This window comes from Microbacterium longlingense, from assembly GCF_058349825.2.
Window position 1 is genome coordinate 259667 of record NZ_JBYRJA020000004.1, and the last position, 14112, is coordinate 273778.

General features: G+C 69.7%; 11 protein-coding genes. 8 read left to right on the forward strand and 3 right to left on the reverse strand.

The genetic code is table 11. The features are described from left to right. The first annotated feature begins 5 nt into the window (after positions 1 to 5). Positions 6 to 1352: an iron uptake transporter deferrochelatase/peroxidase subunit gene (gene efeB, locus AC3RXY_RS08005; protein WP_491510371.1), complete on the forward strand. Its 1347-nt coding sequence runs from the start codon at positions 6 to 8 to the stop codon at positions 1350 to 1352. A 140-nt stretch (positions 1353 to 1492) separates the two neighbouring features. Here efeB and AC3RXY_RS08010 read toward each other — a convergent pair whose 3' ends face one another. Then, positions 1493 to 2956, reverse strand: a complete 1464-nt coding sequence (locus AC3RXY_RS08010) for an Ig-like domain-containing protein (protein ID WP_491510372.1) — start codon at positions 2954 to 2956, stop codon at positions 1493 to 1495. Positions 2957 to 3261: 305 nt separating this feature from the next. Here AC3RXY_RS08010 and AC3RXY_RS08015 point away from each other — a divergent pair, with 305 nt between their 5' ends. Beyond that, complete coding sequence (locus AC3RXY_RS08015; protein WP_491510373.1) at positions 3262 to 4116, forward strand: helix-turn-helix domain-containing protein; 855 nt, start codon at positions 3262 to 3264, stop codon at positions 4114 to 4116. A 112-nt stretch (positions 4117 to 4228) separates the two neighbouring features. Here the strand turns inward: AC3RXY_RS08015 and AC3RXY_RS08020 are convergent, their stop codons facing one another. After that, complete coding sequence (locus tag AC3RXY_RS08020; RefSeq protein ID WP_491510374.1) at positions 4229 to 5284, reverse strand: acyltransferase family protein; 1056 nt, start codon at positions 5282 to 5284, stop codon at positions 4229 to 4231. Positions 5285 to 5410: 126 nt separating this feature from the next. Here AC3RXY_RS08020 and AC3RXY_RS08025 point away from each other — a divergent pair, with 126 nt between their 5' ends. After that, positions 5411 to 6595 (forward strand): LLM class flavin-dependent oxidoreductase, encoded by a 1185-nt coding sequence (locus tag AC3RXY_RS08025; protein WP_491510375.1) that lies wholly within the window; start codon positions 5411 to 5413, stop codon positions 6593 to 6595. A 217-nt stretch (positions 6596 to 6812) separates the two neighbouring features. Here AC3RXY_RS08025 and AC3RXY_RS08030 read toward each other — a convergent pair whose 3' ends face one another. Continuing rightward, a complete protein-coding gene (locus AC3RXY_RS08030; RefSeq protein WP_491510376.1) occupies positions 6813 to 8192 on the reverse strand; it encodes an aggregation-promoting factor C-terminal-like domain-containing protein in 1380 nt (459 codons plus the stop codon). 355 nt (positions 8193 to 8547) lie between these two features. On the opposite strand from AC3RXY_RS08030, the gene AC3RXY_RS08035 reads away from it, so the two are divergent. The 5 genes from AC3RXY_RS08035 (at position 8548) to AC3RXY_RS08055 (ending at position 14098) form a co-directional block, all read left to right on the forward strand. Then, entirely contained in the window at positions 8548 to 10818 is a 2271-nt protein-coding gene (locus AC3RXY_RS08035) for a polyribonucleotide nucleotidyltransferase (protein ID WP_491510377.1), read from the forward strand. Positions 10819 to 11157: 339 nt separating this feature from the next. Beyond that, the gene (locus AC3RXY_RS08040) at positions 11158 to 12150 is read left to right on the forward strand and encodes an aldo/keto reductase (protein WP_491510378.1); all 993 of its coding nucleotides are present in this window, start codon (positions 11158 to 11160) and stop codon (positions 12148 to 12150) included. Between the two features lie 92 nt (positions 12151 to 12242). Further along, positions 12243 to 12845 (forward strand): histidine phosphatase family protein, encoded by a 603-nt coding sequence (locus AC3RXY_RS08045; RefSeq protein WP_491510379.1) that lies wholly within the window; start codon positions 12243 to 12245, stop codon positions 12843 to 12845. 57 nt (positions 12846 to 12902) lie between these two features. Further along, entirely contained in the window at positions 12903 to 13652 is a 750-nt protein-coding gene (gene dapB, locus AC3RXY_RS08050) for a 4-hydroxy-tetrahydrodipicolinate reductase (RefSeq protein WP_491510380.1), read from the forward strand. Beyond that, positions 13649 to 14098 (forward strand): hypothetical protein, encoded by a 450-nt coding sequence (locus AC3RXY_RS08055; RefSeq protein WP_491510381.1) that lies wholly within the window; start codon positions 13649 to 13651, stop codon positions 14096 to 14098. The genes dapB and AC3RXY_RS08055 overlap by 4 nt, the downstream gene beginning before the upstream one ends. Positions 14099 to 14112: the final 14 nt, after the last annotated feature.

The window sequence follows — 14112 nt, forward strand, 5'->3', positions numbered from 1 at the left end:
CGGATATGAGCGCACCGCAGGACAGCCCTGTACCGTCGCCCCCGAGCGGGGGCGACGGTACAGGGCCCGCCGCCCCTGATCGGGCCCCGGAGGCCGCCACCGGCGCGAGCTTGAGCAGGCGTGGCCTGCTCGGGCTCGCGCTCGGCTCTGGTGCGGCCGGGCTCGCCCTGGGCGTCGGGGCCGCCGCCGGATACACCGCCGCGGCGGGCCGGGGGGACGGAGACCATCAGCCGCATGCGTTCTTCGGGGCCCACCAGGCAGGGATCACCACCGAGGTGCAAGATCACCTGCACTTCGCGTCCTTCGACATGATGCCCGCGGCGACCCGCGGCGATCTGATCGAGCTGCTGCAGGACTGGACGTATGCCGCATCGCGCATCACCCAGGGGCTGGACGTGAGCGCGACGGGCGCGGTCGGAGGCTCCCCGGAGGCGCCGCCGGACGACACCGGTGAGGCGCTGGGCCTTCCCGCCGCACGGTTGACCGTCACGATCGGATTCGGTCCCGGCCTGTTCGACGCGGAGGGAGACCGGTTCGGCGTCTCTGATCGCCGTCCCGCGGGGCTGGCCGCGCTGCCCGCCTTCCTCGGCGACGATCTCGATCCAGCGCGCTCCGGCGGGGACCTGTGCGTCCAGGCATGCGCAGACGACCCGCAGGTCGCCGTGCACGCCGTGCGCAACCTGAGCCGCATCGCGTTCGGCCGCGCGCGTCTGCGCTGGTCGCAACTCGGCTTCGGCCGCACATCCCGCACCAGCAGCGATCAGGCGACGCCGCGCAACCTGTTCGGCTACAAGGACGGCACGGCCAACATCCTCGCCGACGACCGCGACGCCCTCGATGCGCACGTCTGGGTGCCAGCGGATGACGGGCCGGCATGGCTGGGCGGCGGGACGTATCTCGTCGCGCGGCGCATCGCGATGCTGATCGAGACCTGGGACCGCGTGCGCCTCGCCGAGCAGAACCGCATCATCGGGCGGGACAAGGGGGAGGGTGCGCCCCTCTCGGGTGGCGGCGAGTTCACCGCGCCGGACTTCTCGGCGCATGACGCGGCCGGCGCACCGCTGATCGACCCCACGAGTCACGTGCGCCTCGCGCACCCCGACCTCAACGACGGTATCCGCATTCTGCGGCGCGGATACAACTACGTGGACGGCAACAACGCACTCGGGCGTCTCGACGCCGGTCTGTTCTTTCTGTCGTATCAACGTGATCCTGCGCACTTCATCGCGCTCCAGCGGCGTCTCTCGACGGACGCGTTGAACGAGTACATCCGCCACGTCGGTTCCGGTGTCTGGGCGATCCCGCCCGGCGCGGAGCCCGGATCTTTCGTCGGCGCCGGGCTGTTCTCCTGACCCTTCCTGACCCCTCCTGACCGCTGCCGCCACGGGAAGGGCCGCCGGTGAGTGCGGCAGGCGCGGAGCGCGGCACCGCGGCAGAGGAGGTGGCCACCCGTCCGGGTGACCACCTCCTCTGGACACGCTGATCCCCGGTGTCAGCAGGCCTGGTTCTTCTCGGCGATGAACCAGGCGTAGTCACCGAAGTTGGTGGTGACATCGCGGACGGTGTCGCCCGGGCTGCCCGTCATGCGGTACCACGGCCCGTCAGCGGCGGCCGCGTGCGAGTAGACGCTGCCGTCTGCGAGGCGTGCGTATACCCAGCCGGCGCCGACGGCGTAGTCGACGATCGGGCTCGGGAGCGCGCTCGCCGAGTCGGACGGGAAGAAGTTGGTCGCGTTGGCCGACCAGTAGAGCTTGCCGTCCGCGAGTGCCCACAGATAGTCCCCGCCGCGGTTCGAGACGATGCTGGTCGCGCCTCCTGCGGGGAGCCCGGTGAGCTGCTTCCAGTCGCCGGCGCTGGCCGTCGGGTGCGACCACACGCTGCCGTCCGCGTCGCGGACGTAGGCCCAGGCCGCTCCGATCCCGAGCTGGACGGGATTGGCGGGCTTGTTGGCTGTCGTCGTGGACAGGTAGGCGCGGTTGTTGTCCAGGATGTAGTAGATGTCGGTGCCGGAGATGGCCCACCCGTAGCCGCCGCCCTGGTTGGAGCTGAGGTGGGAGATGTTGCCGAGCGGCTGCAGCGGCGTCGTGCCGTCGACGAGCACCTGGGTCCAGGCCGCGTCGGTGAGGTAGCGGCGCTGCAGCGTTTCGGTGTCATCGATGGCGAACAGGCGTCCGCCGGACTCGACGAGCTCTGTCACACCCGTGATGCCGCTGAGGTGAACGCCGTTCGCGTTCGCGGCGGAGCGATAGACCTCCCCGCCCGAGACGGCATAGCCGTAGTCGTTGCCCGTGCCAGCCACCAGCTTGTCGACGGCGGGGACGTTGTTGATCTTGTTCCAGGGCCCGTCGATGGCGCCGAAGTGGTAGTACCAGTTCCCGGCGGCATCCTGTGCGTAGACGTAGGTCGTGGTGACCGCGATCGCCCGAGGGTCGGCGACCGCGCCTGCGGTGTCGGCGTTGGTGAGCGTGCGGGCATTGCCTGAGAAGTAGATTGCACCCCGGGTCGCGGTGGTCTGCAGCGACGTCGTCGCTCCGGCCGCCCCTGAGGCCGTCGCCACGATCGGATACGTGCTCGCGGTGCCGGTGCCGGCGATGAGGCCGCTCAGCGGCACGTAACCCGAGCTGTCGGTCACGAAGGTCGCACTCGGCGACGTGGTGCCGTCTGCCCAACGGAGACCGGTCGGCAGAGTGACCGTCACCGAGACCCCGGCGACCCCTGCGCCGTTCACATCGGTCACTCGAAGCGTTCCGGTCGAGTTGGTGGCGCACGCGTCCATCGGGAGGAAGTTCTGCGTGAAGGACAGTCGCTGGTTCTCGGAAGCGGCCGCCAGCGGCACGGTCGTCGAGGCGACGATCACCGGGACGGACCACGCCGCTCCCCGCACGATCGTTCGTCGAGAGATGCGGCCGGCGGGTGTGTCGGCATGCGCAGTTTCAACAGCATCGGATTCAGTCACGGTTTCCCCTCAGATGAACTTCTTCGTCGGCAGCCGGATCCTGTCGTCGGCCGCCAGGGGATCAGTAGACCTCGTCTTCGTCCGCGTGATCGCTCCGGGGGGCGTTCCTGGCCCGTTGATGTCGTGGGGCCGACCCATTTGTGTATCCCCGGGCGCTTTGGGTGCTCCGGCGGGTTCTCGTCATGGGAGGCTCTGACGCCGCGGCAACGATGATTTCTCGTTGCTTCGGAGACCGGGTACGGCCCCGATGTGATGTGAGCAGGAGATGAATGTACGACCCGGCAGCGGGGATTGATCCCGCGACGATGCGTGAACGGCTTTCACGGCTGGGGTGGTCGCCGGTCGTCGCCCCCGATCGTTCATCGATCGAGATCGTCTCCTCGTCCACGTGGGCGGTCGCGCGCGTCTGGACGTCGAGGAGCGTGCTCGGTTCGATCCCGCTCGACTTCTCGGCCTATCGCATGATCCTCTCCGTCGAGGGTGTCGGGACCCTGCGCGTGGGGGAGGCCACCATCCGGCTCGCCCCGCGGGAGATCGCGATCTTTCAGGGAAAGAAGTCCATATCCGCCGAGAATGAGGCGCTCTGGGCGCGATACGTTCTGCACTTCAGTCCGCTGCAGGCTCACCGATCATTACTGGACAGAAACCAGGAAAGGCCGACGCGGATCTCGCAGAAGGACTTCGCGCTGCTCACGGCGATGGCCAACTCCATCAGCACGCAGCCGGCGTTCTCGCGTTCGCCGGGTTCGTCGTTCCTGAATCAGATCATCACCGGAGCGGTGCTCGCTTCGCTGGTCAACGTGGTGCACGATGCGCCCGGCCTCCAGCCGCCGCACGCCGATGTGCTCCAGCGGGCGCGGGAGCGGATCGAACGCCGGTACATGGAACCGGACTTCGATCGCACGGCGCTCGCCGCCGACCTCCACGTCTCCGTGCGCCAACTCAGCAGGCTGTTCCACGCGGTGGGCACGACACCCTGGGAGGAGATCGAGCGACGGCGGGTGGCCGCATACGAGAGTTGGCGTACGGCGACTCCTGCGGCGCGGCAGAGAGTCGGAGACGCCCTGGCGATGAGCTTCGGGTTCCGATCGGCCCGTCATCTCTCGGCGGCGCTCCGGCGGCAGGACGCCTCGGAGCAGGGCGAGCGTCGGTACCGTTGACGGGCGCGGCCGTCCCCGGGAGCGCACGCCGGGCGTCTCATCGATCGGCCGCCGACGGCGCTCGCCGTGGGGGACTGCGCGCGACGGCGGGCGGGTTCCGCGACGTACCCGGTCAGCGTGAGCGGAACAACCACGGCACGCGCGGCTCGACCAGCGGCCGGAACACCCGCCGCACGGGGGCGCTCGAGAGCAGCACCGCGAGGAGCGCCGATGCCGGGACCAGGAGGGGGAGCCACAGCGCGTCCGGCGCGAGCTGCGCGATGACCCCGCCCTCGCGCAGCGGAAAGAGCACGAAGGTGTGCAGCAGGTACACGTACATGGTGTACTGCCCGAGCGGGGTGAACCACGTCTCGCGGCGTGGCACGAGCGCGAGGAAGGCGCCGCACAGCACGACCGCGAGCACGAGCAGCGCGAGCCGCACCAGGCCGCCCTGCCATCCGGTTCCCGCGAGCAGCTCGTCGTAGGGTTCCCGGTAGAAGAACCACGTTCCGGTGCGGAGGCTCCGCCACAGCGGAGCCAGCAGCCAGAACGTCAGGAAGACGCCGACCAGCACCGCAGCCGCCACGATGCGTGACCACACCGGGCGTCGTTCGATCAGCCGCAGCCGGGCCACGACGTCGTTCTCGTGCAGCCACCACCCGAGCGTGAAGAAGGGCAGCAGGCCGATGGCCCGCGAGAGCGAGAACGTGGCATCGATGCCCGGCAGATAGCCCACCAGCATCGATGCCAGCACGGTCCACAGCACCGGCCAGCGCAGCAGCGCCAGGTAGGGGAGCAGCACGCGGAAGATCGCCAGGGCGAGGAGGAACCAGAGGGTCCAGGACGGTCGGGTGGGGTCGAAGGTGAAACGCCCGGTACGAGCCGACGCGATGATCTCCCAGATGGTCTCGAAGATCAGGTACGGCACGATGAGATCGGTGATCACGCGCCGGAGCCGCTCTGGTCTCGAGACGTCGGCGCGGGAGAAGTAGCCGGAGATGATCGCGAACGCCGGCATGTGGAAGGCATAGATGAGCAGATAGAGCCCGTAGGCCGCATCGGAATCCGCGGTCATCCGCTGCACGGCGTGCCCGAGGACGACCAGCACGATGCAGGCGAAGCGAGCGTTGTCCCAGAACGGCACCCGGATCCGGGCGGCCGGAGGTGCGGCGGATGCGGAGTCGCTCATGCGTGAAGGCTAGCCGGTGTCGGGGGAATGGAACGGCGCGCATTCCTGTTCCTTTTCGGTGTGCGTGTGCAGACCGCCGCGCAGAACGATGCACGGCCGCGGCGGCCGCGCAGGAGGAGGCGCCCCATGTCCGGCATCCAGTTCGGGATCATGTCGGTCAGCGACATCACGGCTGACCCGACCACCGGAGTCACCCCGTCGGAGGCGGAGCGCATCCGTGACACGATCACGATCGCGCGTCACGCCGAGGAGGTCGGCCTGGACGTCTTCGCGATCGGCGAGCACCACAACCCGCCCTTCTGGTCGTCGAGCCCGACGACCGTGCTCGCGGCGATCGCCGCGCAGACCGAGCGCCTGATCGTCTCGACCTCGACGACGCTGATCACCACGAACGACCCGGTGCGGATCGCCGAGGACTACGCGGTGCTGCAGCACGTCGCCGATGGCCGGATGGACCTCATGCTCGGCCGGGGCAACACCGGACCGGTGTATCCGTGGTTCGGTCGCGACATCCGGCAGGGGCTCGACATCGCGATCGAGAACTACGCTCTGCTGCACCGGCTGTGGCGCGAGGAGGTGGTCGACTGGAGCGGCCGTTTCCGCACGCCGCTGCAGGGCTTCACGGCCACGCCGCGCCCGCTCGACGGCATCCCGCCGTTCGTCTGGCACGGCTCGATCCGCACCCCCGAGATCGCGGAGCAGGCGGCCTTCTACGGGGACGGCTTCTTCGCGAACAACATCTTCTGGCCGGCCGAGCACTACCAGCGCCTGATCGGGCTGTACCGGCAGCGCTACGCCGACCACGGCCACGGCACGCCGGAACAGGCCATCGTGGGCATCGGGGGCCAGGCCTTCATCCGGCCCCGTTCGCAGGACGCGGTCGACGAGTTCCGCCCCTACTTCGACAACGCCCCGGTGTACGGGCACGGGCCGTCGCTCGAGGACTTCACCGAGATGACGCCGCTCACGGTCGGATCGCCCCAGCAGGTGATCGATCGCTACGCCGGCATGCGTGAACTCTTCGGCGACTTCCAGCGGCAGCTGTTCCTCATCGACCACGCCGGGCTGCCGCTGAAGACCGTGCTCGAGCAGCTCGATCTTCTCGGCGGCGAGGTGGTGCCCGTGCTGCGCCGCGAGCTCGAGAAGAACCGCCCGGCGGACGTCCCGGACGGCCCGACCCATGCCGCGCAGGTGCGCACGGTGCACGGCGATGGGCCGGGCCGCCAGTTCCGCCCCGGCCCGAACGGCGGCGACAACCTGACCGCGGGCAGCCCCTACCTTCCCGACGAGGCCCGCGCCCCGCGCGCCTGATTCTCCACGCGTCGGCCGAGCCCCGCGCCCAGCGAGCCCGCCGCGCCGCGCGAGCACGCCGCGCCCAGCGAGCCCGCCGCGCCCTGAGTGAGCCTCCCGCGCCGCGCGAGCCTCCTGCGCCGAATCACCAGGATTTTCAGGCCCGTGGGCCTGAAAATCCTGGTGATTCGGCAGGCCGCCCAGCGGCCCGGGGCGGCTGCCGGCGGGCGCGGCGAGGTCAGTACCAGCCGGTCGCCTCGGAGTGGTTCCATGCGCCGCAGGGGCTGTCGTAGCGGTCCGCGATGTAGGCCAGTCCCCAGTCGATCTGGGTGGCAGCGTTGGTGCGCCAATCGGCGCCGGCGGACGCGAGCTTGTCCGCGGGGTAGGACTGTGGGATGCCGTAGGCGCCGCTCCACGGGTTCGTGGCGTCATAGCGCCAGCCGGACTCGCGGTTCCAGAGCAGGACGAGACAGTCGTACTGTCCGGAACCCCAGCCGTAGGAACCGATCGCGTTGCGTGCGTACGCCTTCGCCGCGCTCGGATCGGTGATCGCGCCGGAGCTGGATCCGCCAGATGACCCGCCGGTGGAGCCGCCGCCGGAACTGGTTCCGCCGCCCGAGGATCCACCGCCGGAACTGGATCCACCGCCGGAACTGGATCCGCCACCGGAGGAGCCGGAGCTCGATCCGCCGGTGGAGCCGCTGCCCGTGCCGCCGCCTCCCGGTGTTCCCCCTCCGCTCGACCCGCCCGGCGTGCTCCCGCCGCCCCCGGAGGATCCGGTGCTGCCGCCCGCCGATCCGCTCGAAGGGCCTCCCTTCGCCGGCGGCTCGCTCTGCGCCATCGCCGCGATCTCCTGAGCAAGCCGGTAGCGCCGCTCCAGCTCGGCTGTCGTGTTCTTCAGGCTCGCCAGCTGTGCGTACAGGGTGTCGATGCGCGAGCGGATGTCGGCGACCTTCACGCGTTCGGTCTCCACGGCGGCCTGCGCGGCATCGGCGGCGCCGCGGGCGGTGGCGGCGAGCTCGTCGCGGGCGGTCTGAGCCTGCGCAGCCTGCTGCTCGAGCGAGGAGGAGACCGCGGACACGCCGCGGGCCTCTTCGGCGATCGTCGACCACGTGGCGCCCAGGCGGTCGAGCACGCCGAGCTGGCTGAGGACGTCGTCCGATCCTGCGGTGGTGATCAGTCGCATGGTCAGCGGTGCGCCCGCCTGCAAGCGGATCCGTCCGGTCGTGGCGGTGGCGAACACCGACGTCGCCTCGGTGAGGTCTTCGCGTGCCTGGGCGGCCTGTACGCCCAGGTCTGCGGCACGAGCAGCGGCGACATCGGCCTCCTGCTGGGCGCGATCGGCTTCCTGCGTGCGCAGCAGGGCGGTCCGAGAGGCCGCGGCCGCTTCGTTCTGCGCGTTGGTGAGCGCGGCATCGACGCGCCGGATCTGGGCCTGGGTGTTCGCTTCGTCCCCGCGGGCGCTCTCGATGTCGTCCCACGACGGATCCTCGGCCATCGGAGCGACCGTCGGGGCAGAGGCTGCGGCGAGCGTCGTGCTCCCGCCGACCGCGAGGAGCCCGGCAACGACGGCGGCGAGAACGCGCGGTCGGTACCTCCGAGCAGAGGGAATACCCATGCATACGAAGCTAACGGCGGCGGACCCGCCTCGGCAACCGCGCGCCGTGCCCGCCCGGGAGGGCGCGCTGATACGCTGAGAGAGGTTCTGCCCATGCGGAACCGTCAACTGAACACATGCTTCAACGGAGCGGGCCCGGCAGGAAGCTGGTCTCCTGTGGTGGACTCCTCGGCTCTCGATCTTCTTTCTTCGGGCCTCGGGTGGTCTTCTCCTGGTGGCCAGCGCAGGCGGACCAACGCTGTACCGCGACGTCTTCGGTCGTCGTACCGTGCGCCCATATCTGCTCGTCTCCGCTCTTTCACGATGCTCGTGCGTCATACGGACGTGCGAGTCTAAACAAAGAAGGAGAGACCTCTTGGAAGGTCCTGAAATCACCGCAGCCGAAGCCGTTCTCGACAACGGCCGTTTCGGCACCCGTACTATCCGCTTCGAGACCGGGCGTCTCGCCCAGCAGGCGCAGGGTGCTGTCGCCGCCTACCTCGACGAGGAGACGATGCTCCTCTCGGCCACGAGCGCGAGCAAGAACCCCCGTGAGGGCTTTGACTTCTTCCCGCTCACGGTCGACGTCGAGGAGCGCTCCTACGCCGCCGGCAAGATCCCCGGCTCGTTCTTCCGTCGCGAGGGGCGCCCCTCGACCGAGGCGATCCTCGTCTGCCGTCTCATCGACCGTCCGCTGCGTCCGTCGTTCGTCGACGGTCTGCGCAACGAGGTCCAGATCGTCATCACGGTGCTCTCGATCGCGCCGGGCGAGTTCTACGACGCTCTGGCGATCAACGCCGCGTCCGCGTCGACCCAGATCTCCGGTCTGCCCTTCTCCGGCCCGATCGCCGGTGTCCGCCTCGCGCTCATCCCGGGCAACGGGGAGCACGCCGACCAGTGGGTCGCGTTCCCGAACGCCGCCCAGGTCGAGCAGGCCGTGTTCGACCTCGTCGTCGCCGGTCGCGTGGTGACCAAGGCCGACGGCACAGAGGACGTCGCCATCATGATGGTGGAGGCCGAGGCGACCGAGGGCAGCTGGAACCTCATCAAGGCCGGCGCCACCAAGCCGAGCGAGGAGATCGTCGCTCAGGGCCTCGAGGCGGCGAAGCCGTTCCTCAAGCAGCTCGTCGAGGCACAGGCAGCGATGGCAGCGTCCTCGTCGAAGGAGCCGGGCGTCTACCCGGTCTTCCTGCCGTACGCCGAGGAGACCCTCGCCTTCGTGAGCGAGCGTGCGTTCGCCGAGCTCAGCGACGTCTACCAGATCGCTGACAAGATCGAGCGCCAGGCCGCCGACGACGCCGTCAAGGACCGCGTCAAGGGCGAGCTCGCCGCCGCCGTCGAGGCCGGCGAGCTGCCGGAGTCGGCGCTGGGCGAGTTCTCCGCCGCGTACAAGGCCGTCACCAAGAAGATCGTCCGCGGCCGCATCCTCGCCGAGGGCGTCCGCATCGACGGGCGCGGCCTGGCGGACATTCGTCCGCTGGACGCCGAGGTGCAGGTCATCCCGCGCGTGCACGGCTCCGCGATCTTCCAGCGCGGCGAGACCCAGATCCTGGGTGTCACCACGCTGAACATGCTCAAGATGGAGCAGCAGATCGACTCGCTGTCGCCGACGACGAGCAAGCGTTACATGCACCACTACAACTTCCCGCCCTACTCGACCGGTGAGACCGGCCGCGTCGGGTCGCCGAAGCGTCGTGAGATCGGGCACGGCTTCCTCGCCGAGCGCGCGCTCGTGCCGGTGCTGCCCACCCGCGAGGAGTTCCCCTACGCGATTCGTCAGGTCTCCGAGGCGCTGGGCTCGAACGGCTCGACCTCGATGGGCTCGGTCTGCGCGTCGACTCTCTCGCTGCTGAACGCCGGTGTGCCGCTGCGCGCCGCCGTCGCCGGCATCGCGATGGGCCTGGTGTCGGACGAGGTCGACGGCGAGACCCGCTACGCGGCGCTGACCGACATCCTGGGAGCCGAGGACGCCCTTGGCGACATGGACTTCAAGGTCGCGGGCACGAGCGATTTCGTCACGGCGATCCAGCTCGACACCAAGCTCGACGGCATTCCCTCCGAGGTCCTCGCCGGCGCCCTGACCCAGGCCAAGGACGCCCGCCTGACGATCCTGAACGTGCTCGACGCCGCGATCGACGCTCCGGACGAGATGGCGCCGACCGCGCCGCGCGTGATCAGCGTGCAGATCCCGGTCGACAAGATCGGTGAGCTGATCGGCCCGAAGGGCAAGACGATCAACGCGATCCAGGACGAGACCGGTGCGCAGATCTCCATCGAGGAGGACGGCACGGTCTACATCGGCGCTGTCGACGGTCCGTCCGCCGAGGCGGCGCGTGCGCAGGTCAACGCGATCGCGAACCCGACCAACCCCGAGGTGGGCGAGCAGTTCCTCGGAACGGTCGTCAAGCTCGCGGCGTTCGGTGCGTTCATCTCGCTCCTGCCGGGCAAGGACGGACTGCTGCACATCAGCGAGGTGCGCAAGCTCGCCGGTGGCAAGCGCGTCGAGAACGTCGAGGACGTGCTCGGGGTCGGCCAGAAGGTGCTCGTGCGCATCACCAAGATCGACGACCGGGGCAAGCTGTCGCTCGAGCCGGTGCTCGAGGAGAACGCTGCTTCCGCCGAGGCTGAGGAAGCCGCGGCAGAGTAGTCGTTCCAGACCAGACGCCACGGCCCGGGTCCCGGTGGGGACCCGGGCCGTGGCGTCTTCGCCGTCCGTCGTGGTCAGATCACCCCGGTCTGCGCGGCGTTCCGGATGGGCGCTGCGGGCGCTCGTCCGGGAGGCTCCGCAGCTTGTCCCCCGAATGGGGGACAAAGACGGACGGCGCCTCGTGGCCGTGATGAAAACGTTAGAGAAATGCCTGTTTCGTGGCCGTTTCTTCACATTGCGGAGGGAATGCTCGCCTAGCCTCAGAAGTGTGGCGCACCGGCGCCGCCCCTTCGAGCAATCAGAACACGAGGTGGACCGATGCGGATCTTCGGCGTACCGATGCCGAAGACGACCGTGGCCGCCCAGCATCCCTCTGGGCCCCTCCCGGTCGTCGGCCCCGGTCTCGGCGAACGCGTCCGCGTGCGGGTGGGGGAGCACGGCCCGGAGGTCTTCCCCCTCGTCGTCGGCGCAGCAGAGTTCGGGTGGACGGTCGATCGCGACGCAAGCCATCGCATCCTCGACCTGTACGCCGATCTCGGAGGCAACGCCGTGCACACCTCGGACGGCTTCTCGGCCGGACGTAGCGAGCACATGATCGGGCAGTGGCTCGCGTCGCGCGGGCAGCGGGGGCGCATGGTCGTCGCCGTCCGCGTGGGGTCCCACCCTGACAGTCCTGGCCTCGGTTCGGTCGATCTCGTCCGCTCCGTCGAGGGTTCCCTCGGACGCCTCGGTATCGAGCGCATCGACCTGCTCTACCTCGATGGCACGGCCGACACGGTGACCAACCTGGAGGACACTCTCGCCACCATCGACTGGCTCGTCGAGAGCGGCAAGGTCGGAACGGTCGGCGCGTTCGGCTTCGCTCCAGAACGGCTCGTCGAAGCTCGCATCCTGGCGTCTGCCGGCTACCCGCGCATCGAGGCGCTCGACGTGCCGTACAACCTCGTACGGCGGGCCGGCTTCGAGGGCGATCTGCGCCTGGTCGCCGGCGCTCAGGGCATGGCGGTCACGCCGTCTCAGGCGTTGGAGCACGGCTTTCTCTCTGGTCGGCACCGTTCGCGCACCGGCGGAGCGCCCGGTGTCCGCGGCACGCAGCTGCGTGAGAGCGTCAACCGTCGTAACGTGCGTGTGCTCAAGGCGCTCGACGCGATCGCCCAGGAGCTGGGCGTGCCGGTGGCCGCGGTCGCTGTCGCGTGGCTGCTCGCGCAGCAGACGGTCGCGGCATCGATCGTCAACGTCTTCGCCGACAGTCATGTCGAAGAGCTCGTTCAAGGCGTGGGGATCTCTCTCCAGCGCGCGCACATGGCGGAGCTCGACCGCGCGAGCGCTTGAGCGCAACGCCGTCGGATGACGATCATTACGGTGCCGTAACGGCCGGTGGCCTAAGCTGGAGCCCCGGGGCAGCCCCGGAGGAGCTGATACGAATGACGCACTACATCTACCTGGTACGACACGGGGAACAGCTCGACGCCGAGCACGGATTGCCCGACGGTCCGCTTTCGCCGCGCGGCCGCAAGCAGGCAGAGCTCATCGCCGATCGCCTCTCGGGGGTCGCTTTCGACGCCGTCTGGCATTCGCCGCTTGAGCGCGCCGCCGAGACCGCGCGGATCTTCGCCGAACGCCTCCCGTCGATCGATCCGAAACCGACCGCCCTGCTGTTCGACTGCATCCCCACCGGCATGACCGAGGACACTCCTGCGGTCTTCGAGCCCTTCTTCGGCGCGTACACCGAGGCGGATGAGGAGGCAGGACGTGCGCAGATGGACGACGCCGTCACGACCTTCCTGGTGCGGACGACGGAGGACGTTCACGAGCTGCTGATCACCCACAACTTCGTGATCGGCTGGCTCCTGCGCGAGGTCCTGGAGGCGCCGGACTGGCGGTGGCTGACGCTGAGCCAGGCCAACTGCGGCTTGTCGGTGATCGCACAGAAGCCAGGCCGGCCGTGGACGGTCGTCTCGCACAACGATCTCGCCCACCTGCCGATGGAACTGCGCACCGGCATGATCGACCCGCCTCCGGTGTGAGCATCGCGCGCGATCTTCGTGTCGGGGGCGACCACGCGCCCCCCATAGGCTGGGAGCATGACAACGAAGGTTGCCCTCGTCGGGGGCCGCGGCCGGCTCGGATCGATCATCCGCACCGTGATCGACGCGCAGGATGACTTCGCGCTCCACGCCGTCCTCGGATCGACCAGCTCCCTGAACGAGCTCGACGGCGCTGAGCTGATCGTCGACGCCACCGTCTACGAGGCCAGCGTCGGGATCGTCGCGGCGGCCGCCGAGCGGGGGACGAACGTGCTGGTGGGGACGTCAGGTTGGTCTGCGGAGCGTATCGACGCGGTGCGCCCGCTGATCGAGGCGGCCGGGATCGGAGCGGTTTTCGTGCCGAACTTCTCGCTGGGGTCCGCGCTGGGCACCGCACTCGCGGCAGCGGCAGCCCCGTTCTTCTCCGCGGCAGAGGTGATCGAGACGCACCACGAGCGCAAGGTGGATTCTCCCAGCGGTACCGCGGTACGGACGGCTGAGCTCATCGCCGCTGCGCGGAATGCCGCTGATATCGCACGCCCGGCGGCGTTCGCCGAGCAGCCGGCCCGCGGCGTCGCCGTCGACGGGGTCCCCGTGCACTCGCTGCGCTTGCCTGGCGTGATCGCGCGTCAGCAGGCCATCCTGTCCGGTCCGGGCGAGACGCTCTCGATCGTGCACGACACGGTGGATTCCGCTGCCGCCTATGCCCCGGGGATCCGGCTCGCGCTGCCCGCGGCGCGCGACGCGGGCGGCGTCGTGGTCGGCTTGGAGAACATGATCGACCTGGGAATCGGGGCGCGCGTATGAGCTCGCGCATCGGCGTGGTCGTGATGGGCGCCGGGCTCGTGCTTTACCTGGTGCTGATGGGCCACCGCGCCGTCGTGATGCTCACCAGCAAAGAGCCGGTGGGCGTGGCGATGGGTGTGGCGCTGGTCGTGCTCCCGCTCATCGGCGCGTGGGCGCTGGTGCGCGAGCTCGTCTTCGGCTTCGACGCGGATCGTCTGGGACGTACGCTCGACGCGGAAGGCGGCATGCCCGCCGACGATGTCGAGCGCCGGCCGAGCGGACGCGTCGTCCCCTCGGCCGCTCCCGCGCTGCTGGAGCGCTATCAGACCGTGGCGGACGCCGCGGATGCGGACTGGCGTGACCTCTACCGCCTGGGCGTGGTGCAGGATGCGGTCGGCCAGCGCGCAGCGGCACGGGGCAGCATCCGCGCCGCCATTCGTCTGGAGAAGGCGACCAGGGCCGCCTGACGCCGAGCCGCCGC